Source organism: Streptomyces turgidiscabies Car8 (assembly GCF_000331005.1).
Classification (GTDB): domain Bacteria; phylum Actinomycetota; class Actinomycetes; order Streptomycetales; family Streptomycetaceae; genus Streptomyces; species Streptomyces turgidiscabies.
On the sequence record NZ_AEJB01000687.1, the window covers coordinates 1 to 21,780 of the forward strand.

Consider the following 21,780-nt stretch of genomic DNA (forward strand, 5'->3'; position numbering starts at 1 on the left):
GGAGCAGCCCGAGCTGCCGTTCCAGATGCCGTTCCGGCGGCTCCTGTCCCGGCGCCAGCCGCGTCCACCACCGCGCCCGTACGAAGCTGTCGACGGCCTCGGGCAGGTCCTGCCGCACGATCCGCGACAGTGCGTGCACCCCCTCCGGATCCTGGGCCAGCACCTCCGTCACCCACCCGGGTTCCAGCAACGCGCCGACCAGCCCGGTCAGTTCGGTTACCTGCCCGGCAGCCCCGAGCGGCAGCTCGACCTGCCCCAGATAGGTGTCCAGCCGTTCGAAGTCGCCCCGCAGCTCGTCGAGTTGGGCGGAGAGCTGCGCCGACGGGTCCGGGAAGTCCGGCAGTTGCTGCCGCTCCGGCGGGGCGATCAGCGCGCCCGCGCCGTACAGCCCGGCGACGACGACAGGCCAGTACGGCCCCGCCAGACCCGTGAAGGTCAGCACCAGGCCCACCAGCCCGCACGCGCTCCCGGCGATGTTCTTGCGGGACTCCAGGAACCCCAGGAACCCAAGCGGCCCGCTGTGTCCTGTCGGTCTACTGGTAGCCACGGATCTCCTTGAACGCGCCGTCGAGCGAGCCCTTCCGGGCGTCGAAGAGGCGACCGCCGGTCAGCTCGGCGATGTGCGCCAGTTCGGCGCGGTCGGAGTCACCGAAGAGGATGGGGAACACGGGTATCTCCCTTTGCTGGACGGTGAGTTGTCGGTAGAAGCCGTCGAACTCCGTCGCCTTCGCGCCCGCCGTGTTCTCGCCGTCCGTCATCAGCACGATCGACGTGAACGTGTCGCGGTCGGCGCGGAGCCGCTCGTACGCCTTCTCCAGCGAGGTGTAGATCGCGGTGTCGCCGTCCGCCGCCAGCGCGTCCGTGTCCCGGCGGATCGCGTCGAGTCCGCTCCGTGGATCGGTGGGGCTCACGACATGGGTCCGCACACTCTTCACGCCCGACCCGAACGACATCAGCGTGACCTCCTCACGGTGCCGGAAGTCGCCGGTCAGGCCGCGCAGCGCCTCCTTGAGGCCGGACAGCCGGTCGCCCTCCATCGAGCCCGAGGTGTCGAGGACGTACACGGTCCGGGAGGGGCGGCGCAGCTTGTTCTCGTACGCGTCGAGCAGCCCGTCGGCGACGGACCGGCTGCCGGGGAAGGGGAGTTCACGGCGACGCGAGATGTCCAGGCCGGTCGCGGGCGGTACGGAGGCGACGACCGGGCGGCGGTGCGTGACGTCGGTGATCCGGCGCTGGGCCGACGGGGTGCGCAGGGCCTCCGTCAGCCGGCGGACGTTCTCCCGGGTCGCGGCGTCGGTCGACGCGAGCGAGGTGATCGGGTAGTCGGCGGTGACGACCCCGTCGCGGGGGCGGATCACCGTGAGGCCGGGGATGCCCTTGAGGACGGACTCGTAGTTGAGCAGGGCGTCGACGGTGCCGCGCCGGTCGTAGGCGGCGGCCAGCCAGCCCGACGAACTGGACGTCAGCTTCTGCCCCTTGAAGAACTCCTTCAGCCGAGGAGACGCTTTCTTCACGTCCGCGTCGGTCAGCGCGGACTGCGCTCCGGAGAGCCCAGAGGCGACCGAGATCAGCGTGGAGAAACCGGAGTTGGAGCGCGCCGGGTCGGTCATGCCGTACGTCAGCTTGCCGTCCCGTACCGCCACCTCCACCTGGGACCAGGTGACCTGGTCGGCCTTCCAGCCCAACTCCCGTACGGTGGCGGCCTTGACGCCGACGGCGACCGGGCTCGACATGACCGGCGTCTCGGACACGACCTTCTTCGCCGCGTCGGGACGCAGTCGCAGATAGTCGTTGGAGGACAGCCAGAGGGCGTCGTACCGCCCGTCGGTCTTCCCCGTCGCCAGCATGTCGATCGCGTCGAGAGTGCCCATGTAGGTGGGCCGGACCTTGATGCCGGTGTCCTTCTCGACCCGGTCGAGGACGGGCTTCATGTCGGAGAGCTCGCTGGACGCGAGGACGCGGAGGGTGCCGGGTTGGGGGGAGCCGTTGTCGAGGAGCGGTTCTGGGTCCTGCTGTGCCGTGCAGGCGGTCAGAAGCGCCAGCAGCAGAGCGGCTGTCGCGGCTGTCGCTGTTGTGAGCCGGTGTCTGCTGCTCATGCCTGGCCTCCGTCCAGCGCGCTCCGCGACCGGCTGCGGTCCAAGTAGGCGCTCGCGTGCTGGAGTTCGGTGGTCAGCGACTCGACGGTCGCCGCCATCGCCTCCGTCGCCCGGACCTTGTAGGTGTCGATGGTGTCGAGGGTGCGGTAGATCTGCTGGAAGGCGTTCCGGAGCGTCTCCGCCCCGACGGCCGGATCGGCGGCGATGCGCTGGATCTCCCCGCTCTGCGTGGCGAGCATCTCGGCGTTGCCCCGGATGAGGTCCTCGGTCGTCCCGCGCAACGCGTTGACCTGCTCGACGACCTTCTTCTGGTTGTCGAGGGCGGAGGCCAGCATCACGGAGATGCGCAGCGCGGACACGGTCGTGGTGGCGGCCCGGTCGACGCCCTTGATCAGCTCGTCGTTGTTGCGGCGTACGACGTCCATGGCGAGGTACCCCTGGGCGCACACCGCGAGCTGGGTCAGCAGGTCCTGGTGCTTCTGCCGGACCGGGAAGAGCACGTCGGCCCGCAGGTTGTCGGCGCCCGCCGGGTCGGCCGCGTCGGCGCCGCCGATGTGCTGCTCGACGGCCGCGTCCAGGGCTTCCGTCAGGACGACGTACTCCTGGAGCTTGCCCATCGTCTCCCAGAGGCGGACGCGTTCGGTCTGCAACGCCGCGCTGTCTCTGCGCAGTTCGTCCTGTCCGCCGCGCAGTGAGCCCACGATCCTGTTCAGGGTCGCCTGCGAGGTGGCGTACCTGGCGACGTGGTCGCGCAGCTTGTTGCCGCCGGGCAGCCTGGAGAGAAGCTTCCGCCCCTTGCCGGCGGGGAGATCACGCGGATCCAGGTCCTCCACCACACGCCGGAGTTCGACGAGTGACCCCGCTACCTGCGACTGGGCGTCCCCGCCCTTGCTCGGCAGGCTGCGCACGGCCCGTTCCAGCATGCGGTTGGACTGCGCGGCGGCGGTCCGCATCTCACCGGCGCCGAGGCCGGTGATCTCCCCGACCCGGCCCGCGAACTCGGGCGAGCGGGCGTCGAGGGCGGCGAGCTGTCCGACGTACTCGGCGGCCTTGCGGGCCATGTCCGTACGGACGTCGTCGTCGACGGGGACGAGCCCGCCGGCCTTCTCGCGCGGCACGGCCGCGACGGGCTCGGGCGGGGTGAGCGTGAAGACGTCGTCGCCGCTGGGGCTGCTGTTCTGGCTGGTGTTCTGGTTCGGGTCGTGGCCCGACCCGTGCTTCGGCCCGTGGTTCGATTCGTGGTTCGGCTTCTGGTAATTCATGTGTGATCCCCCTGGTCACGACTGTCCCCGGGCCCGGCGCGCCATCTCGTGCAGCACCTTTGAGGTGGGCACGGGCGCCTGCCGGACGCCGGTCAGTCTCTGGTTGAGGTAGGCGGCGTGGGCCGCGGTGGCCGAGACGAACTCGGCGGCGTCGCCCTGTGGCCGGAACCCGTGCCGGACGGCGAGCCTGCGCAACACCGGGTCGCCGCTGAGGAGTTCACCGAGCGCGCGGCCCTCTTCGGTCAGCGGTACGACGGTGTGGTCGCTGTTGGCGGTGGTGTCGGGGTAGAGGACGGTGAGGTCGCCGGTGCTCTGCGAGTCCCCGAGGAGTGCGGCGACCTGCGACTCGTACACCAGGACCAGCGGGTTTCCGGCGCCGCTCACGAAGTCCCGGAACGCCGCGTCGGAGCTGGGCTGTTGGGCGCCCTGGACGCTGACCAGCTTGCGCATCAGGGGCGCCGTACGGGCGATGTCGGCGTCGCTGGCCACCACCCGGCCGCCGTTCGCGACATAGCTCGTGGCCGCGAGGTAGAGGGCACCGGAGCTGGAACTCTCGGGGTCGGTGGAGGCGATGTAGAGGGTGCCGGTCAACTCCCCGTATTTGTCAGCGCCCTTGAGCTGCTGCCAGGTGCGGTCCTTGTCGGCCGCGTCGAGATAGGCGGCCATCTTGAGGCTGCCGCGGTGCTGCCCCCTGTCGAGCGTCGCGAGTCCGCCCGCGGCCAGTACCTCGGCTGCGTTGCGGTGCGCCACGACGACGAGCGGTGAGTAGAAGGGCCGCGGCAGGGGCTGCCGTGCCTTGTACTTGGCGGCCAGTTCGTCGGCGGGCGCCTGGCTGGACGGGAAGGCGAAGTCGTAGCCCTTGAGGTCGAGCCCTTCCATCGCCCACGACCCGGAGGTCTCCGTCCGCACGGTGTAGCCCTTGGCGGCAAGGGCCTTCACCACGTCGGGATCGGCGAAGAACTCCGCCTTCTCCGACCCGATCACTCCACGCACGGTCTTCGTTGCCGTGCTCGGGTCCCCGTTGTCCCGGCCCGCCACGACGGCTGCCACCACGCCGCCGATCAGCAGGACCGCGAGGACAATCCCTGCGATTCGTCTCACAGCCGGGAGCGTGCTCCCGGAATCCAACGTTCCCCGCCCAGAAGAATGAACAGAAAGTGAAGCACCGGTCCCGGTACACAACGGAGACCGGCGCCGGTACCCCCAGGGGCGCGAGGAACTGCGCGACAAGCCACAACGCACCCGCAGCCGCCTTCAACGGAAGCTGACCACGTGAACGAGAACGTCCACGGCAACTCCCCAGGGGCGCGGGGAACTGCGCGACAAGCCACAACGCACCCGCACTCGCCGAACAACCCGAACCCCTACGGCAAAGGGCGCCCCGGTCCAAGCGAACGCAGTGCGTGGCACCCGGTCCGCGCGTCGCTGCGGGAGCGCGCGGACCGGGGCCGTCGAGGGGAGCCCGGCGGAGAAGGAGGGGCTCAGTGCGACGCCAGGGCGCGAGGCTCGACGGCCTCCGCGTGGGCGTCCATACGTTCGGCGGCAAGAATCGCCGCGGCCGTGTCGGCACGGGAGGCCGCGACGACCAGCGCACGTCCGGCGAGCGCGTGAGCGCGCTGGTGCAGGGCGGCGAGATCGGTCGCGCCGGTCGCGGCAGTCGAGGCACGCACCGGCGTACGCCCGCCACGCAGCCTGCTCACCTCGCCGGCCAGACGCTCCGCCGCGGTGTCCAGGTCGGCGGAGGGCGCGAGGGCGCGCAGTTCGTCGGTCGCCGTGAGGAGTGCGGCGAGGTGACCGGCCAGCTGGATGTCCAGCTCCTCCTCGCGCGACCTGTGGGGGAAGTCCGAGGCGGGGCCGGCCAGCGCGCTGCGGGTGCTGTGGACCGAGGGGGTGCGGATCGGTTCGTACATGGGGAGACAGGCCTCCTGTGCGCTGGCAGGAAACCATCCTAGCTTAGATTCAGTCTAAAGTTGAGCCCGATCGCAGAAAGTCGTTCCGGATCGGTTTACGGCTGGCTGTAGCCGTCCAGGAAGGTGCCGATGCGGGTCACCGCGTCGCGCAGGTCGCCGACGGTCGGCAGCGTCACGACGCGGAAGTGGTCCTGCTCGGGCCAGTTGAAGCCCGTACCGTGCACGACCATGATCTTCTCGCGGCGGAGCAGGTCCAGGACCATGCGCCGGTCGTCCTTGATCTTGAAGACGTTCGGGTCGAGGCGCGGGAAGAGATACAGCGCGCCCTTCGGCTTCACACAGCTGACGCCGGGGATCTGCGTGAGCAGCTCGTACGCGACGTCCATCTGTTCCTTGAGCCGCCCGCCCGGCAGCACCAGGTCGTTGATGGTCTGGCGCCCGCTGAGCGCGGCGACCACTCCGTGCTGCCCCGGCATGTTGGCGCACAGGCGCATGTTCGCCAGGATCGTCAGACCCTCGATGTACGAGTCGGCGTGCGCGCGGGGCCCGGAGATCGACATCCAGCCGACCCGGTAGCCGGCCACGCGGTACGCCTTCGACATGCCGTTGAAGGTGAGCGTGAGAAGGTCGGGGGCGATCTTCGCGGTCGAGGTGTGCGTGGTGCCGTCGTACAGGATCTTGTCGTAGATCTCGTCCGAGCAGACCAGGAGGTTGTGGCGGCGGGCGATGTCCGTCAGCCCCCGGAGCATGGCGTCGTCGTACACCGCGCCCGTCGGGTTGTTCGGGTTGATGATGACGATCGCCTTGGTGCGGTCGGTGACCTTGCGCTCGATGTCCGCGAGGTCCGGCATCCAGTCGGCCTGCTCGTCGCAGCGGTAGTGGACGGCCGTACCGCCGGAGAGGGAGACCGCCGCCGTCCACAGGGGGTAGTCGGGGGCGGGTACGAGCACCTCGTCGCCGTCGTCGAGCAGGGCCTGCATCGCCATCACGATCAGCTCGGAGACGCCGTTGCCGACGAACACGTGCTCGACGTCCGTCTCGATGCCTAGGGTCTGGTTGTGCATGACGACCGCCCGGCGGGCCGCCAGAAGCCCCTTCGCGTCGCCGTAGCCGTGGGCCGACGACACGTTCCGGAGGATGTCCTCCAGGATCTCGGGCGGAGCCTCGAAGCCGAAGGCCGCCGGGTTCCCGGTGTTCAGCTTGAGGATGCGGTGCCCCGCCGCCTCGAGCCGCATCGCCTCTTCGAGAACCGGGCCCCGGATCTCGTAACAGACGTTGGCGAGCTTGGTCGACTGGATCAGCTGCATGTCCGCGAGCTTACGGCCGGGTAACGGGTGCCGCGTCGTGTTTTCCACCACTTGGGAGGGGGGAAGGACGTTCCGCGGGTCGTGCAGGGCGAGCGGATGCCGCGGCGCCATCGGGGACAGGTGGAGCAAGTCAAGTCCCTGCGGCCCGAGTTGATCGGAAGAGTCTTCTGTCCCGACGAGTCCGAGGGCACGGGCCGGACCTGGTCGCCTACCCGTTGCGTCTCCCGCTGCCTTCGAGACGTGGCTCGGCGTGAACCACGCGGCCTCGGCCGGTATCTGGCTGAAGTTGCGTAAGGAGGGCCCCGGAATCGCGGCTCCGGACTACCCTCAGGCGCCCGACACGACGCTCTGTCACGGCTGGATCGACGCTCAGCAGGCCGGTCCCGACGACGAGCGCCGGTTGCGGCAATTCACTCCGCGCAGGGCGCGCAGCAGGTGGTCGAAGGTCAACCGGGACAAGGTCACCGCCTTGGTCGAGCAGGGCCGTATGCGTCCAGCGGGCAGACGGAGATCGACAGGGCCGGGGCCGACGGCCGCTGGGAAGCGGCGTACGACAGCCCGAGGGCCGCCACGGTGCCGGACGGCCTCGCGGCGGCCCTGACCGCCGATCCGGCCGCAGCGGCGTTCTTCGAGACCCTGGACCGTCAGAACGGGCGCGCGATCCTTCACCGGGTCCAGGCGAAGCGGGCCGGGACCCGGGCGCGTCGGATCGAGAAGTACGTGGCGATGCCGGCGAAGGGGGAGAAGCTGTACCCGTAGGGGAACGGGGGGTGCGCGGAGGTGCCGGACAGCATCGGGAGGCCCCTTCGTGAAGGAGCCTCCCGAGCCGTCCTCAGCGCGTTCCCCGCAGGGGGCCGAACCATGAGGGATCGTCCATCGCGCCCTCGTCCTCATGCCACTGGGGAGGCGCCGAGACGACGAAGCTCCTCAGGTCACCACCCAGCAGGTACAGACGACCGGGCTTGACTTCCGCCCCGTGGTCGCGGCTGACCTTCTCGCATTCCTCGTCGTCGGCCCGGCGGATGACCAGACCGTCGTAGCCGGGGCGGAGAAGCATGAGGTCGACGTTGGCGAAGTAGATCTCGATCCGGGTGTCCGGTGGCCTGTCCCGGCTACTGCGGAGAAGCAGCCTGCGATGGCCGACGGCGTACTGCCAGACCTCGAAGTGCCTGTCCGACCGGAAGATCTCGGAACCGGTGGACCCCGGCGTCGCTTCACCCATTCAGTGCGTCCCAGTTCGGTTCGGGCATCGTCTCCCGCGGCACTTTCTTACCCGCCTTGTCGTAGAACGTGATCCTGCTCCATTTGAGGTTGTCCATCTGTATCTGGAGACCGATCTGGCCCATTTCCCACTGCGTGGCCGCCCAGTCGCCGGAGCGCCAGGCCTTGTAGGCGAGGGCGTACTGCTCGGCGGGTGTTTCTCCGTCGAAGCCCTTCAGACTGACGGCGACCTCGCCGTTGTTGCGCAGGACGTTCGACACCTCGGTCATCCAGAGGGCGATCGGCTTCTTGTTGACCATGCCGACCACTCCCGCGAACGCGTCGCCGTTGAAGGTGTATCCCCCTTGGATCTCCTTGGCCAGCGCCTCCGAGTGCCGGCCGATTCCGAGCACCATGGTTCCGGTCGGGCACCCGTTTGCGTTGTGCACCAGAACCGGTGTCGTTCCGGCCAGCACATAGTAGGTGTGGAAGTTGTCGACAGTGAGGTTGTAGGCCGGGTGGAGCTGGTTGAAGGTGTGGACGCGGAGCACGGTGACGGTCGCACCACCGCTGGTACGCAGCGTCTGACCGGGCCTGAGGTCCCCTGCGTCCGTCCAGCGGCCCGCGCTGGGTGACCAGAACCGGTGGTGCTGCGTGGAGGTGATCCGTTCGTGCCCGACGTCGATCGTGATCTCGGCGAAGTCGGTGTCGTCCGGTGTGTAGATGGTGTGGGAGACGGTCTGGGTCGCGGTGCGGCCGCTCTCAGGATCGGTGGCGAGAACCACGTCGCCGATCCTGATGTCCTTGATCGCCTTGGTCGTGCCGTCGGCCATCAGCACGCGCGTGGTGCCGGGGAAGCTGTCGCCGCACGACTTCCGCACCCTGTTGAGAGCCTCCAGTGCCTTGGCACCGATCCCGGCGATGGCTTCGTCGGACAGGTGGAGCGCGCGAAGGGCCTTCCACGCGTCGGTGAAGCCGATACCGGTCTTGGCAGCCGCGTCGAGGGCCTTGACCGCACGTGCGATCGGGACGAGCACACCTTCGACCGGGACGTACGTGGCGAGGCTCCAGGCGCAGGCGGTCTTGTCGCCGTGCCAGCAGTCCAGCAGGTCCTCGGCGAAGACGGAGAAGAGGATCGCTCCGGCGACATCACCGAAGAGGTTCTGCCAGCCGGCGCGGACGATGTCCTTGCCGGAGAACTTGTGGGTCCAGCCGTCGATCTTGATGTTCTTCAGCGTCGCCCGCTGAAGGAAGGTCCACGCCTTCTTCGGGCAACCGGTGGCCGTGGCCTGGGCCTGGTCGTCGGTGCACAGGTAGAAGTCGGCCTCGTAGGTGACGACCAGGTCGTACTTCGCGTTGCAGCCCTGGAAGGCCGCCTCCGGCATTCCGGGGCAGACGCCGATCTGCTTGGAGCTGACGATCTCGACGGTGGACTCGTCCGGAACGGCGAACACACCGGGAATGCCCGTACCGGCCCCCTCGGAGCGATCCTGGTTGGCCTCCTCCCGTTCGGTCCGGTCGGCCGCGTCCTGGGCTTCCTTCGCGTACCTGTCGGCGTCCTTGGCGGCCTGTTCGGCTTCGGTCGCGGCGGCGTCGGCCCGGTCGGCGGCTGCTCTGGCGTCCTTGGCGTCCTGTTCGGCCTGGGCCGCGGCGGAGCGGGCGGCTGCGGCGTCGAGTGCGGCGGCGTCGGCGGAGTCGCGGGCGTCCCTGGCGTAGCCCTCGGCGTTGCCGGCCGCCCTGTCGGCGGCCGCGGCGTCGGCGGTGGCCTGCCGGTCGTACTCGAGGGTGCGGGCCAGTGACGCCTGCGCCGCCGCCGCGGCCTTGGCGGCGGCGGCCGCGTAACCCAGGGCCTCCTTGGAGTAGGTGCGGGCGTCGGCGGCGTACTTGGCTGCGTTCGCCGCGTGCTGGTACGCCTCCTTCGCGTCGCCCTTCGCCTGGTCGGCGAGATTCTTCGCCGCGTCGGCCTCGGCGGCGGCGTTCTGGGCATGCGCGTCGGCGACCGCCTGCTGCTGTTCGGCGATCGTCTTCGACGACTGTCCCGTCAGCACCACCAGACCGGCCGCGGAGTCGGTGTCGACGTACGCGGAGCCGAGCTCGATCGCGTCGTTGGCGGGCGCGGCGACCTGCTGGGCCGCCTTGCCCGCGTCCACGGCTGCCTGCGCGGTGACGTGTGCGAACCCGGCGGCCTTCGCCGCGGCGGCCACGGCGTTGCCGGCCTCCTTGTCGGCGGCGTCGGCCTGGGTCCTGGCGTCCTTGGCGTGCTGCTCGGCCTCGTCGGCCAGCTTCACCGCCGTCTTCGCCTCGGACGCGGCATGCTGTGCGGCCGTGATCGCGTCCGCGGCGGCGCTGGTGGCCGTCCTGACGGCCGCGTCCGCCCGCAGCTTGGCCGCCTGGGCGGCATCCGCGTCGGAACGGGCGCGCTTCGCGGCGGCCTCGGCACGTGTCGCCGCGGCGTCCGCGTCGGCCGCGGCCTGCGTGGCGGCGTCCGCCTCCGAACGGGCCCTGCCCGCCGCCGCTTCGGCGTCGTCGGCCGCCTTGTCCGCGTTGTTCGCCGCGGTGCGGGCCGCGTCCGCCGCGTCACCGGCGTCGAGGGACTCGGCGTAGGCGTCCTTCGCGTCGGCCTTCGCACGGGCCGTGTCCGCCTTCTGCTCGGCGTCCCACGCGTCGTCGCGCAGCTCCTTGGCGTTGTCCCTGGCGCCGACCGCGTCATCGCGCCTGCTCTGGGCGGTCTTCTCCGAGGCCTCGGCCCTGTCCTTGGCGGCCTTGGCCTTCGTCGCCTCCGACTCGGCGTTCCTGCGGTGGTCGGCGGCCTCGGCCTGCTTGGCGGCCGCTTGCGTCTTCTCCGCCTTGGCCGTCTTCTCCTCGGCCTCCGCCGCCAGCCGCTTGGCGTGCGCGTCGGCGGCGGCCGCCTTCGCGTCGCCCTCGGCCTTCACCGCGACGAGGAGCTTGGCCTCCGCGGTCTCCTTGTCCTTCTTCGCGTTGTCCCGGTGCACCTTGGCCGCGTCCGCCGCGGCCTTGGCCTGCCACTCCGCCGCCTCGGCGGCCTTCTTGCGGAACTCCGCCTTCGACTGCGCGGCCTGCGCCAACGCGCGCTGTCCGATGGCCGCGCTGTCCGCGGCCGACGCACGCGTCGCGGCCTCCGCCGTCTCACCGGCCTTCGTCAGCGCCAGCAGCGCGGCGGCCGCACCCTTGGTCACCTGGTCCTTCTGCAGACCCACCAGCAGACCTCGACCCCGCGGAGCACCATTGGTGTCGGCGATGCCGTAGGCGGCCTGGAGCGCGGTGTCCGACGCGGTCACGGCCTTCTGAGCCGTATCCGACTGCGTCTTGAGCACGGCAAGCTGCTTCTTCGCCTCCGCCTGCGCAGCGGTGACGGCCGCCTTGGCCTTGTCCACATCGGCCTTCGCCGGTGCGCTGCCGGTGTGGGTCTTGGCGACGATCCGGAGCTTCTGCGCGGCCGAGCCGTTGCACGCCGACAGCACCGCGTCCTTGCTGTTGTCGAACGTCGGCAGGTGCAGACACTTGCCGGACGCGGCGTTCACCAGCGGAGTGGCGCTGCGCACACCGAACTTCCACTGCTGGGCCTTGGCGCTGCCGCAGTCGCGGATCTGGATCTTCGTGCCGTCGGCATTGCTGCCGTTCAGCACTTCCAGGCACTTGCCCGAGTTCGGGTTCTGCAGGGTGTAGCCGCCGTCGTAGGAGCCCCACAGCTGCCACTTCTGGCCGGCCCCGCTGTTGCAGGTGTAGATCTGCACCGGGGTGCCGTTGGTCTTGGCGGCACCCGCGACATCGAGGCACTTGCCGGCGGCGCCCGGCACCTGGATCTCCAGCTGACCGTCGCCGATCCAGCTGAGACCACCCTCGGTGTAGTGGTCCAGCCAGCGGGTGGAGTAGTCCGCGATCCACGACTGCCCCAGCAGCTTGCCCAGGGCGAACGCGCCGTCCTGCAGCGCCTTGCCGGCGCCGCTGCCGGCAGTGAGGATCTGGTTGCGCTGCGTGGCCTGCGAGGCGATCTCCTGCTGCCACTCGGCGGACGCCTGCGCAACCTCCTTGCCGAGCACCCGGTTCGGGTCGATCGGACCGTGCCACGCACACGAGGCGAACCGGGTCTTCAGGTCCTCCACCGCGATGCGGTACTGCGGGGTGTCCGGCGCCGGTGCGGTCCTGGGGAAGCCCCCGGAAGCGAGGAAGACACGGGCGTCGTCGGCGTACACCCGCGGAACGAATATCTCGTTCGGAACGATGGGCCCGGAGTTCTTCTTCCAGAGCTTCCAGGCCTCCTGCTCCTGGCTCGTCCCACCGCTGGTGTACAGCGGATCACCGATCGCGACGGCGGCCTTCTTCGTCTCGTCGTCCGCCTGCGGTGACGGGTCGTAGAACGGCGACTGCAGGTCGACCGACTTGAAGTACGACTGGTAGAGCCAGGGAAGCAGCCCCGTGCTGTCGAAGAAGTTCTCCTTCGCGGCGGAGCCGGGATAGTTGTCCAGGCCGCTGACGGCGGTGCTCCACGACTGCCGGGTGTCCTGCGTCTTCTTCACCCAGACGTCGGAGTCCTCACCGTCCTTCTGCCATGCCAGGGCGAACGCACCGGTGCCGTAGGTGCGGTCGGCCTTCTGGTGCAGCTGGTCCGCGGGCAGCGGCAGGGCGGCCTTCGCCAGTCCGAACTGATTCGGTCCGCCCCTGCGCAGGCCGTCGGCCATCAGGCACTGGTCGAAACGCAGTTGGTCGGCGGCCTTGGCATCGAACCCGTCATAGGAGTCGACGGCCGGGCCGGTACGTGGCTCCTGGCCGACAGCCGAAACCGGCTGCACCGCCACGGAGGCGAGAAGGGCCAGGGAGGCGACCGGGACGACCGAAGTCGCCAGACCGGCCAGCCATCTCGGGCGGCGGCCCTGCTTCCGTTCAGGTCTACGCGACACGCGTATCCCTCTCTTTAGGGGGTGGCTGCTGAAGGCGCACACCTGGGAGGGACACGTCGGGCCCGCACATGGGCCTTACATGGTGTTGGGCGATCCCCCCGTGGATACGCCGGACACTCCTGGCGTGTGGACTGGTCAGGTCCACCAGGAGCGGACGCCACCATAGGCATGCTGATGATTTCCGCGACAAGGCTTTGTTTCGAGGGCGGTTACGCCCGGTAGCCGCTTCGTCGATGGCCGGAATCCGACGGACCCTGTATACGGCCTGTGAGAGGTGCCGTGTCGGGTTCTCGCGGACTCGGGGTCTCGCACACGCTCCGCAATGTTGAGAGCAACATCACAGTCGCCGGCTGGCCCGCCCACCCGGAACACGATCCCGGGCGCCTCCACTCCCTCGCAATCCCGCCAACTCCCGGCCGGAAACAGTTCCTTGCCCCAGGGTCCCCTCCCGCATCACAATGCGCATGACAAAAAGCGAGCGGCCGGAAAACCTCCGGTCGCTCCTTCGTACGAGGGGACCCCCACACATGAACAAGCCTCTCCTTGCCGCGCTCGCAGCCCTGGTGATCACCGGGGCGGGAGCGGCACCCGCGTTCGCCGTGCAGGCCGACACGGCCGCGCCCGCCGCGAAGAGTGCCGCGGTCAAGGCCGCACCGGCGACCAAGGCCGCACCGGCCATCCAGGCCGTCAACTTCGCCGGCACGGTCTCGCTCTCCAACTGTTCCGGCTCGCTCGTCCGCTTCCCGAACTCCGAGGCCGACGACCCGGCGCTGGTCATGTCCAACGGGCACTGCCTGGAGACCGGCTTCCCGGAGGCCGGCGAGGTCATCGTCGACCAGGCGTCCACCCGTACCTTCGGGCTGCTCAACGCCTCGGCCACCCGCGTCGCCACCCTGCGCGCCAGCAAGATCGCGTACGCGACGATGACCGACACGGACGTGTCGATCTACCAGCTCACGACCACCTACGCGGCGATCAAGAGCTCGTACAACATCAGCCCGCTCACCCTGAACGACACCCACCCGGTCGCCGGCACCGCGATCACCGTCGTCTCCGGCTACTGGAAGCGGACGTACGCCTGCAACGTCGACGGCTTCGCCTACCGCCTCAAGGAAGGCGAGTGGACCTGGAAGGACTCGGTCCGCTACACCTCCGCCTGCCAGACCATCGGGGGCACCTCGGGCTCGCCGGTCCTCGACACCGCCACCGGCAAGGTCGTCGCCGTCAACAACACCGGCAACGAGGACGGCGCGCGCTGCACCGACAACAACCCCTGCGAGGTCGACGCCAACGGCACGGTGACCGTGCGCGAGGGCATCAACTACGCGCAGGAGACCTACCAGATCCCCGCCTGCTTCGGCCTCGACAACAAGCTCGACCTGAGCCGCAGCGGGTGCACCCTGCCGAAGCCGTAGCGCTCCGCGGGGGCTGGATCCGTTGGTGCGCGATCTGCTGCGCCGTCGTGGCTGATCGCGCAGTTCCCCGCGCCCCTTAAAGGCGCGGGGTCCGCCGGATCGACCTGCCCGCCAGTACGTCCGTTCTGCGGCCGTCCTCCATCACGAACCGGCCGTCGATCAGTACGTACGGGATGCCTGTCGGCGGTGTGCGCGGATTCTCGTAGGTCGCCCCCGCCGCCACCGTCGCCGCGTCGAAGAGGACCAGGTCGGCGCGGTATCCCTCGCGGACCAGGCCCCGGTCGGGCAGTCGTAGCCGCGCCGCCGGGCGTGAGGTCAGGTGGGCGACGCACTCCTCCAGGGAGAGCACCCCCAACTCCCGTACGTACCGCCCGAGATACTGCGGGAACGTGCCGTACGCGCGCGGATGCGGCTTCGTGCCCTGGAGGATGCCGTCCGAGCCGCCCGTGTGGACGCGGTGGCGCATGATCGCGCGGACGTTCTCCTCGTGGCCGACGTGCTGGAGGATCGTCGTGCCCAGCCGGTCGGCCAGGAGCAGGTGGCGGGCCGTCGCCCAGGGGGTCTCGCCCCGCCCGGTCGCCGACTCCCGCACCGTACGGCCCACGAAACCGCTCAGCGCCGGGTCCGTCACACCGGAGATCTCGATCGTCTCCCAGCCGACCGGTACGCCGTGGCAGCCGTCCGCGCCGACGACCTCCAGATGGTGCCGGACACGTTCGGCGGTGTCGGGGTCCGTCAGGCGTTTCAGGATCGCCTCGGGGCCGCCCTCGCTCGCCCAACTCGGCAGCAGTGCCACGAGAGTTGTCGAGCCGGGAGTGTAGGGATACGTGTCCAGGGTGAGGTCCGCTCCCGCCGCGAGCGCCTCGTCGAGGAGGGTCAGGAGTTCCGGCGCCCGGCCCTCGTTCACGCCGAAGTTCATGGTGGCGTGGGCGAGGTGGAGCGGGCAGCCCGCCTCCCGGGTCAGCTCCACCATCTCCGCGTACGCCTCCAGCGCCCCCGCCCCGTACGAGCGGTGGTGCGGGCAGTAGTAGCCGCCGTGCGACGCCACCACCCGGCACAGCTCGGTCAGTTCGGCGTCCTTGGCGTACATGCCGGGCGTGTAGGTCAGGCCCGACGACATGCCGACCGCGCCCTGTTCCATGCCCTCGGCCACCAACCGCCGCATACGGTCCAGCTCTTGAGGAGTCGCCTCGCGGTCCTCCCAGCCGACGGCGAGCATCCGTACCGTGCCCTGGGGGATGAGGTAGGCCGCGTTCACGGCGATGCCCCGGCCGTCGAAACCACGGTCCAGACGGTCCAGGTACTCGCCCACGGAACGCCAGTCGAAGTCGATGTCGTCACCGTGGCCGTTCCAGCCGGCGATCGTGCGGCGGACCTCGGCGAGGGTGCGGTCGTCGACCGGGGCGTACGACAGCCCGTCCTGGCCCAGGACTTCGAGGGTCACCCCCTGCGCGGCCTTCGCACTGTGGTCGGGGTCGCGCAGCAGGGCCAGGTCGCTGTGGGCGTGCATGTCGATGAAGCCGGGGGAGAGGGTCAGGCCCTCCGCGTCCAACTCCCGCCGCGCCTCGGGGCGTTGACAGCCGGCTGCCGCCGCCTCCTGGACGATCCCGACGATCCTGCCGCCGTCGATCACCACATCGGCGCGGTAGGACGGACCGCCGGAGCCGTCCACGACGTCCGCGTCCCGAATGACGAGCTCTTCCACGTCGGGTCTCCTGAGAATGGGGAGGTCAGAAAAGCGTGCGGATGTATTCGACGACCGTGCCGTCCGCCTCGGCGACCGGGATCAGCTGCCACTTGTCGAAGGACGTGCACGGGTGGGACAGGCCCAGCCCCAGCCAGTCGCCGACCTCCAGATCCGCCCCGGCGTCCGTACGCAGCCAGGCGTGCTGGTCGGACAGGCCGGTGACCGAGATCCCGGTGGCGGGCCGTTCGCCGGCACCCTCCGTATCGCTCTCCCGCCGGACGACCTGGGCGATGGGAAGGTCCAGGTCGTAGGCGGCGTCCCGTTTGCCCGCGTTCGTGAAGGCCTGCTCGGGCGAGGGGCGCGAGACGACCTGCGTCCACAGCCGGAAGGCGGGCTCCAGGGCCCCCTCCTCGGGGACCCGGTTGAACGGCGTGACCTCGCGATAGCGGCCGTCGTCGTGCGAGACGTACGCCCCCGAGCGCAGCAACTTGCAGACGGGGAGCGACAGTTCGGGGATCTCCACGAACACGTCGGCGACCGCGTCGAACCAGGCGCTGCCGCCGGCGCTCACGATGATCCGCTCCATGGACGCTCCGGCGAACCGCCCCGCCTTGTCGAAGTCCACCGCCAGCGCCACCAGCCGCCGCAGCCACGCCCGCACCCGCTCCGGATCGGCCTGCGGCACCTCGCCCTCGTACCCCGCGACCCCGACCAGCCGCAGGGTCCCCGCGGCGGCCACCGCGTCCGCGACCGCCGCGCACTCCGCCTCCGTGCGCACGCCGGTCCGGGCACCCTCACCGGCGCCGAGTTCGACGACCACGTCCAGCGGCCGGCTCCCGGCGCCCGTGAGAGCCGCGTCCATCAGCTCCACCCCGCGCACGGAGTCGACGTAGCAGACGAAGCGGAAGTCCGGGTCGCCGGCCAGCTCCGCCGCGATCCAGCGCAGGGCCGCCGGATCGACCAACTCGTTGGCCAGGAAGACCCGTTGGATGCCGAAGGCGCGGGCGACGCGCACCTGGTGGGGGACCGCGAGGGTGATGCCCCAGGCGCCGTGCTCGATCTGGCGGTGGAAGAGCTGGGGGGCCATGGACGTCTTGCCGTGCGGTGCGAAGACAAGGCCGTGGCGGGCCGCGTACGTCTCCATCAGCTCCAGGTTGTGGGCGAGCCGTTCGGCGGAGAGGGCGAGTACGGGGGTGGTGAAGCCGCCCGTGAAGAGGTTGCGGCGCTGAGCGGCCAGCTCGCCGACGGTCAGACCGTCCGCGTCCGGCGGGAGGCCCTTGAAGCGGGCGTCGACGCGCTCGGCGGCCAGCCGGGCGAGCGCCCCGCCGCTGTCGGAGCTGCCGACGCTCACGGTGCCCTCGACGTCCTCGGCGCCCTCGATGTTCTCGGTGCCCATGGGGCCTCCCTCGTCCAGCTCGTTGCACTCCTTGCAACGAGCATTGCGTATATCGCTTACCGCTGTCTAACATCTCGCCAACGCGGGGTCAACGGAGCCGCCGCCTCCCCCGCCCCACCGAGGAGCTACGAAGATCGTGACCATCACGGGACCCTGCAACGCCCCCGACGTCGTGGACGTCGTCGCGCTCGGCGAGTCCATGGTCACCTTCCTTCCCTCCCGGCCGGGCCGCCTCGCCGACGTACCGTCCTTCGAGCGTGCCATCGGCGGCGCCGAATCCAACGTGGCATGCGCCCTCGCCGCCGCCGGACACACCGCCCGCTGGATCAGCCGCGTCGGCGACGACGGCTTCGGCGACCACCTGGTCGAGGCGATCGGGTCGTACGGCGTGGACGTGGCGTCCGTACGACGGGATCCGGCACGTCCGACGGGCGTGTACTTCCGCACGGCCGGGGACCGGGCGACCGACGCGCACGAGGTGGCTTACTACCGGGCCGGGTCGGCGGCCTCGGTGATGTCGGCGGACACCGTGGAGGTGAAGGCGGCGCGCGCCGGACGCGTGCTGCATCTGTCCGGGATCACGGCCGCCCTGTCCGGTGACTGCCTCGACCTGCTGTGGGAGCTGACCGAGCCCCGGCCCGGACGGCCACTCGTCTCCTTCGACGTCAACTTCCGCCCGGGACTGTGGACCGACCCCGACGGCCCCCGGGTCCTGCTCGACCTGGCTCGCCGTGCCGACCTCGTCTTCGTCGGCGCCGACGAGGCGGAGGCCGCGTGGGGGCTGCGTGGCGCGGCCGACATCGCCGGGGCGCTGCCCGAGCCGCGCCTCGTGGTCGTCAAACAGGGCGGGGGCGGAGCCGTCGCCTTCGACAGGCGCGATCGCGTCGACACCGGCGACGGTTGGCGCGTCACGGACTCCGTCCATGTCCCGGCGCCCCGCGTCGACATCGTCGCGGCAGTGGGCGCAGGCGACGCCTTCGCCGCCGGGTTCCTCTCCGCCACCCTCAGGGGTCTCCCCGTACGGGACCGCATCCGGCACGGCCACCTCATGGCCGCCGCCGTCCTCACCGCCCCCGGCGACCTCGCCGCGCCGCCCGCCCGGGACCACGCCGACCGCCTGACCGCTCTCGACGAGCAGGCGTGGGAGACACTTCGACTCGGCCCCGGCTGGACGCAAGCCGAGCAGGCCCCGGAGGAGGTACGCACCCCATGAGCCAGACCGTCGACCGCGCGCTGAGCATCCTGCCGTTGCTCGCAGAGGGCCCCGCCGACCTCGGCCAGGTCGCCGACCGGCTCGGCGTCCACAAGTCCACCGCCCTTCGGCTGCTGCGCACCCTGCACGAACACGGACTCGTCTACCGCCAGTCCGACCAGCGCTACCGCCTCGGCGCCCGCCTCTTCGCCCTCGCCCAGGAAGCCGTCGAGAACCTCGACATCCGCGAGATCGCCCACCCCCACCTCGTACGCCTCAACGAGATCTGCGGACACACCGTCCACCTCGCCGTGTACGAGGAGGGCGAGGTCCTCTACATCGACAAGGTCGAGAGCCGCTACCCGGTGCGCATGTACTCGCGGATCGGCAAGCCCGTCGCCATCACCGTCGCGGCCGTCGCCAAGCTGCTCCTCGCCGACCTGTCGGAGACCGAGCGACGGACCGTCGCCGACAAGCTCGACTACCCCATGTACACCTCCCGCTCGACCCCCAACGCCCCGGCGTTCCTGCGGGAGTTGGAGAAGGTGCGCGATCAGGGCTGGGCCACCGACCTCGGCGGTCACGAGGAGTCCATCAACTGCGTCGCGGCACCCCTCACCGGTACCGACGGACGGGTGGTCGCCGCCATGTCCGTCTCCGCCCCCAACGTCGTCGTCACCGCCGACGAACTCCTCACCCTGCTTCCGCTGGTGCGCCGTACGGCGGACGCCATCAGCGGCGAGTACTCCGGCAGAACCCCCACGCTCGCGAAGGACAACGGTTCATGACAGACAAGATCGCCCTCACCCCCAAGACCCACACCACCCCGCCCGCCAGGTTCTCCCACGGCGTGCGCAAGGGGAACATCCTCCAGGTCGCCGGCCAGGTCGGCTTCCTCCCCGCCGTCGAGGGACAGCCCCCCACACCCGCAGGCCCGACCCTGGCCGAGCAGACCCTCCAGACGCTCGCCAACGTCAGGTCGATCCTGGAGGAGGGCGGCGCGAGCTGGGACGACGTGATGATGATCCGCGTCTACCTGACGGACGTGGACCACTTCGCCGAGATGAACGCGATCTACAACGAGTACTTCGGCGAACAGGGCCTCACCGCACCCCCGGCGGCCCGCACCACGGTGTACGTGGGCCTCCCGGCAGGCCTCCTGATCGAGATCGACGCATTGGCAGTACTGAACAACTGACGCCACTGAGATTCGCGCGCCCCTGAAGGGCCGCAGGCCCCTTCAGGGGCGCGGGGAACAGCGCGAGCAACCACACACAACCCGCACCCAGCCACGATTGCGCTCCCCCCTGCCCAAAATCGCCCCCCCCCGCAACTGAACAGAGGCCCCCACATGCCCGAGACCCCACCCCACACAGGCGGACTCCTCCTCCTCGTGGACGGCACCGCAGGTCTCCTCACGGTCGCCGCCCTCGGCATAGCCCTGCTCCTCCTCCTGATCATCAAGCTCCGCCTCCAGCCCTTCGTAGCCCTCCTCACCGTCTCGATAGCCGTCGGCCTGGGGGCCGGCCTGAGCGTCACCGAACTCTTCGGCACCGTCCAGCGATCCGACGCCGTCTCCGTCATCGAGTCCGGCATGGGCGGCATCCTCGGCCACGTCGCCATCATCATCGGCCTCGGTACGATGCTCGGCGCGATCCTCGAAGTCAGCGGCGGCGCAGAGGTGTTGGCGTCCCGGCTGCTGAACCTGTTCGGCGAGAAACGGGCGCCCCTGGCGATGGGGCTGACGGGCCTCGTCTTCGGCATCCCCGTCTTCTTCGACGTCGGCATCTTCGTCCTCGCGCCGATCGTGTACGCCGCCGCCAAGCGCTCCGGCAAGTCGATCCTGCTCTACTGTCTGCCTCTCCTGGCCGGTCTCTCCGTCACGCACGCCTTCCTGCCGCCGCACCCCGGCCCGGTCGCCGCCGCCGCGCTCCTGCACGTCGACCTCGGCTGGGTCATCCTCATGGGTGTCGTCTGCGGACTGCCCGCCGTGGCCGCCGCGTGGGTGTGGTCGGCGTGGATCGGCAAGCGGATCTTCGTCCCCGTCCCCCAGGACATGCTGGAGGCCGCCGAGGAGGCAAGGCGCACGGTTCTCGACGAGCAGCGCGAGGCGGGAGTCGCCGCCCAGGAGACCCCCGTACCGCTCGGCACGGTCCTCGCCATCATCGGTACGCCACTGCTGCTGATCCTCGCCGCGACGTTCTCCTCGATCGCCCTCGACCCCTCCACCTTCCGCTCGTTCGTCACCTTCCTCGGCAGCCCGTTCGTCGCCCTCACGATCGCCCTGCTCATGGCGTACTACCTGCTGGGCCTGCGTCGCGGCTGGTCCCGCAAGTCGCTGGAGAGGGTGTCCACCGCGTCCCTCAAGCCGGTCGGCAACATCCTGCTCGTCGTCGGCGCCGGCGGGATCTTCGGCGCGGTCCTCAAAGCCAGCGGGGTCGCGCAGGCGCTCTCCGACACCTTCAACGACGTCGGCCTGCCGGTGATCGTCCTCGCCTATCTGATCTCCGTGGTGCTGCGCGTCGCCCAGGGCTCGGCGACGGTCGCGATCGTGACGACGGCGGGCATCGTGGCGCCGCTGCTCAGCGAGGGCGACCACACGCAGGCGTTCACCGCCCTCGTCATCATGGCGATCTCCGCCGGCTCGATCTTCGCCTCGCACGTCAACGACGGCGGCTTCTGGATGGTCGCCAAGTACTTCGGGATCAGCGAACGGGACACCCTCAGGACGTGGACCGTGCTGGAGACGGTGCTGTCGCTGGCGGGGTTCGCCGTGGCGGCCGTACTGAGCCTGTTCGTGTAGATGTGCCGGTGTTCCGGTCCAGCCATTCTCGATCTCACCGGCCCCTGCTGTCCCATGACACAGCAATGTCCGCCATACTTCCGCCTGTGGAGCAGCGCATAGGTTCGAGCAGCCAGCCCCTGGAAACCGCCGCGGTCGACCCGGCGGCCGTCCCCGGGCTCACTTCACCCGTGCCGACGGAGCCGGAGGACGCGGTCCCGGACTCGGTCCCGGACTCGGACGCGGTCCCGGCGGAGCCGGAGGCGACCTCGAAGGAGGCGACTCCGGCGGAGAAGGAAACCGCACCGGAGACGGAGGCGGACGTCCCCGACGGCCCCGCCTTCGAGGCGTCCGACCGCCGAGCGAAGATCATCGCCGACCACAGCGGCGTACGGCTCTACCTGGACGACCAGGAGTGCGAGTTCCGCTGGGACGAGATCGGGGCCGTCGAGACGGAGACGTCACGCTTCGGCAAGCGGTTCACGGTGACGGTCCACACCCCGGACCGCCGCTGGTACCCGGTCGAGATCGAGGCGAAGGCCAAGTCGCAGCACCAGGAGTGGGAAACAGAGCTGGACAAGGTCCTCGACACGTACTTCGAGGAAAGCGCCCCA

Annotated in this window: 16 protein-coding genes and 1 pseudogene; 7 read left to right on the forward strand and 10 right to left on the reverse strand. The window is 70.2% G+C overall.

What is annotated here, in order from left to right; all coding sequences use genetic code 11:
* The 6 genes from STRTUCAR8_RS47715 to STRTUCAR8_RS47740 all read right to left on the reverse strand — a co-directional run.
* Window positions 1–547 (reverse strand): hypothetical protein (locus STRTUCAR8_RS47715; protein ID WP_241784730.1); only part of this gene is annotated, 547 nt, incomplete at its 3' end.
* Window positions 534–2,096: a substrate-binding and vWA domain-containing protein gene (locus STRTUCAR8_RS47720; RefSeq protein WP_006383741.1), complete on the reverse strand. Its 1,563-nt coding sequence runs from the start codon at window positions 2,094–2,096 to the stop codon at window positions 534–536. The genes STRTUCAR8_RS47715 and STRTUCAR8_RS47720, both read right to left, overlap by 14 nt.
* The gene (locus tag STRTUCAR8_RS47725; RefSeq protein WP_006383742.1) at window positions 2,093–3,358 is read right to left on the reverse strand and encodes a toxic anion resistance protein; all 1,266 of its coding nucleotides are present in this window, start codon (window positions 3,356–3,358) and stop codon (window positions 2,093–2,095) included. The genes STRTUCAR8_RS47720 and STRTUCAR8_RS47725 overlap by 4 nt, the downstream gene beginning before the upstream one ends.
* Window positions 3,359–3,373: 15 nt before the next feature.
* Window positions 3,374–4,459: a substrate-binding domain-containing protein gene (locus STRTUCAR8_RS47730; protein ID WP_006383744.1), complete on the reverse strand. Its 1,086-nt coding sequence runs from the start codon at window positions 4,457–4,459 to the stop codon at window positions 3,374–3,376.
* Between the two features lie 380 nt (window positions 4,460–4,839).
* A complete protein-coding gene (locus STRTUCAR8_RS47735; protein ID WP_006383745.1) occupies window positions 4,840–5,268 on the reverse strand; it encodes an SCO4983 family protein in 429 nt (142 codons plus the stop codon).
* A 95-nt stretch (window positions 5,269–5,363) separates the two neighbouring features.
* Entirely contained in the window at window positions 5,364–6,575 is a 1,212-nt protein-coding gene (locus STRTUCAR8_RS47740) for a pyridoxal phosphate-dependent aminotransferase (protein WP_044474148.1), read from the reverse strand.
* A 250-nt stretch (window positions 6,576–6,825) separates the two neighbouring features.
* Here STRTUCAR8_RS47740 and STRTUCAR8_RS47745 point away from each other — a divergent pair.
* Window positions 6,826–7,334, forward strand: a pseudogene (locus tag STRTUCAR8_RS47745) (YdeI/OmpD-associated family protein).
* 73 nt (window positions 7,335–7,407) lie between these two features.
* Here the strand turns inward: STRTUCAR8_RS47745 and STRTUCAR8_RS47750 are convergent.
* Both STRTUCAR8_RS47750 and STRTUCAR8_RS47755 read right to left on the reverse strand, forming a co-directional pair.
* Entirely contained in the window at window positions 7,408–7,797 is a 390-nt protein-coding gene (locus tag STRTUCAR8_RS47750; protein ID WP_006383749.1) for a hypothetical protein, read from the reverse strand.
* The gene (locus STRTUCAR8_RS47755; RefSeq protein ID WP_006383752.1) at window positions 7,790–12,694 is read right to left on the reverse strand and encodes an RICIN domain-containing protein; all 4,905 of its coding nucleotides are present in this window, start codon (window positions 12,692–12,694) and stop codon (window positions 7,790–7,792) included. Before STRTUCAR8_RS47755 ends, STRTUCAR8_RS47750 begins: the two co-directional genes overlap by 8 nt.
* Before the next feature lie 527 nt (window positions 12,695–13,221).
* Between STRTUCAR8_RS47755 and STRTUCAR8_RS47760 the strand changes: the two genes are divergently transcribed.
* A complete protein-coding gene (locus STRTUCAR8_RS47760; protein WP_006383757.1) occupies window positions 13,222–14,109 on the forward strand; it encodes a S1 family peptidase in 888 nt (295 codons plus the stop codon).
* 76 nt (window positions 14,110–14,185) lie between these two features.
* Here STRTUCAR8_RS47760 and STRTUCAR8_RS47765 read toward each other — a convergent pair whose 3' ends face one another.
* Both STRTUCAR8_RS47765 and STRTUCAR8_RS47770 read right to left on the reverse strand, forming a co-directional pair.
* Entirely contained in the window at window positions 14,186–15,814 is a 1,629-nt protein-coding gene (locus STRTUCAR8_RS47765; protein WP_006383748.1) for an N-acyl-D-amino-acid deacylase family protein, read from the reverse strand.
* A 25-nt stretch (window positions 15,815–15,839) separates the two neighbouring features.
* Window positions 15,840–17,192 carry an amino acid deaminase gene (locus STRTUCAR8_RS47770; protein WP_006383755.1) on the reverse strand — a complete coding sequence of 451 codons (1,353 nt, stop codon included), beginning with the start codon at window positions 17,190–17,192 and terminating at the stop codon, window positions 15,840–15,842.
* Window positions 17,193–17,328: 136 nt separating this feature from the next.
* Here STRTUCAR8_RS47770 and STRTUCAR8_RS47775 point away from each other — a divergent pair, with 136 nt between their 5' ends.
* The 5 genes from STRTUCAR8_RS47775 to STRTUCAR8_RS47795 all read left to right on the forward strand — a co-directional run.
* Window positions 17,329–18,405: a sugar kinase gene (locus STRTUCAR8_RS47775; RefSeq protein WP_006383753.1), complete on the forward strand. Its 1,077-nt coding sequence runs from the start codon at window positions 17,329–17,331 to the stop codon at window positions 18,403–18,405.
* The gene (locus tag STRTUCAR8_RS47780) at window positions 18,402–19,172 is read left to right on the forward strand and encodes an IclR family transcriptional regulator (RefSeq protein WP_006383747.1); all 771 of its coding nucleotides are present in this window, start codon (window positions 18,402–18,404) and stop codon (window positions 19,170–19,172) included. Before STRTUCAR8_RS47775 ends, STRTUCAR8_RS47780 begins: the two co-directional genes overlap by 4 nt.
* Entirely contained in the window at window positions 19,169–19,582 is a 414-nt protein-coding gene (locus tag STRTUCAR8_RS47785; protein ID WP_006383754.1) for a RidA family protein, read from the forward strand. The genes STRTUCAR8_RS47780 and STRTUCAR8_RS47785 overlap by 4 nt, the downstream gene beginning before the upstream one ends.
* A gap of 153 nt (window positions 19,583–19,735) precedes the next feature.
* Window positions 19,736–21,187 (forward strand): GntP family permease, encoded by a 1,452-nt coding sequence (locus STRTUCAR8_RS47790; RefSeq protein ID WP_006383740.1) that lies wholly within the window; start codon window positions 19,736–19,738, stop codon window positions 21,185–21,187.
* Between the two features lie 86 nt (window positions 21,188–21,273).
* A partial coding sequence (locus tag STRTUCAR8_RS47795) for a hypothetical protein (RefSeq protein WP_044474149.1) occupies window positions 21,274–21,780 on the forward strand: 507 nt, incomplete at its 3' end.

Excerpts from the sequence above, each read along its gene's own strand:
- STRTUCAR8_RS47720 (WP_006383741.1), bottom strand. The coding sequence starts at position 2,096 with ATGAGCAGCAGACACCGGCTCACAACAGCGACAGCCGCGACAGCCGCT.
- STRTUCAR8_RS47725 (WP_006383742.1), bottom strand. The coding sequence starts at position 3,358 with ATGAATTACCAGAAGCCGAACCACGAATCGAACCACGGGCCGAAGCAC.
- STRTUCAR8_RS47735 (WP_006383745.1), bottom strand. The coding sequence starts at position 5,268 with ATGTACGAACCGATCCGCACCCCCTCGGTCCACAGCACCCGCAGCGCG.
- STRTUCAR8_RS47740 (WP_044474148.1), bottom strand. The coding sequence starts at position 6,575 with ATGCAGCTGATCCAGTCGACCAAGCTCGCCAACGTCTGTTACGAGATC.
- STRTUCAR8_RS47750 (WP_006383749.1), bottom strand. The coding sequence starts at position 7,797 with ATGGGTGAAGCGACGCCGGGGTCCACCGGTTCCGAGATCTTCCGGTCG.
- STRTUCAR8_RS47760 (WP_006383757.1), top strand. The coding sequence starts at position 13,222 with ATGAACAAGCCTCTCCTTGCCGCGCTCGCAGCCCTGGTGATCACCGGG.
- STRTUCAR8_RS47770 (WP_006383755.1), bottom strand. The coding sequence starts at position 17,192 with ATGGGCACCGAGAACATCGAGGGCGCCGAGGACGTCGAGGGCACCGTG.
- STRTUCAR8_RS47780 (WP_006383747.1), top strand. The coding sequence starts at position 18,402 with ATGAGCCAGACCGTCGACCGCGCGCTGAGCATCCTGCCGTTGCTCGCA.
- STRTUCAR8_RS47785 (WP_006383754.1), top strand. The coding sequence starts at position 19,169 with ATGACAGACAAGATCGCCCTCACCCCCAAGACCCACACCACCCCGCCC.
- STRTUCAR8_RS47790 (WP_006383740.1), top strand. The coding sequence starts at position 19,736 with ATGCCCGAGACCCCACCCCACACAGGCGGACTCCTCCTCCTCGTGGAC.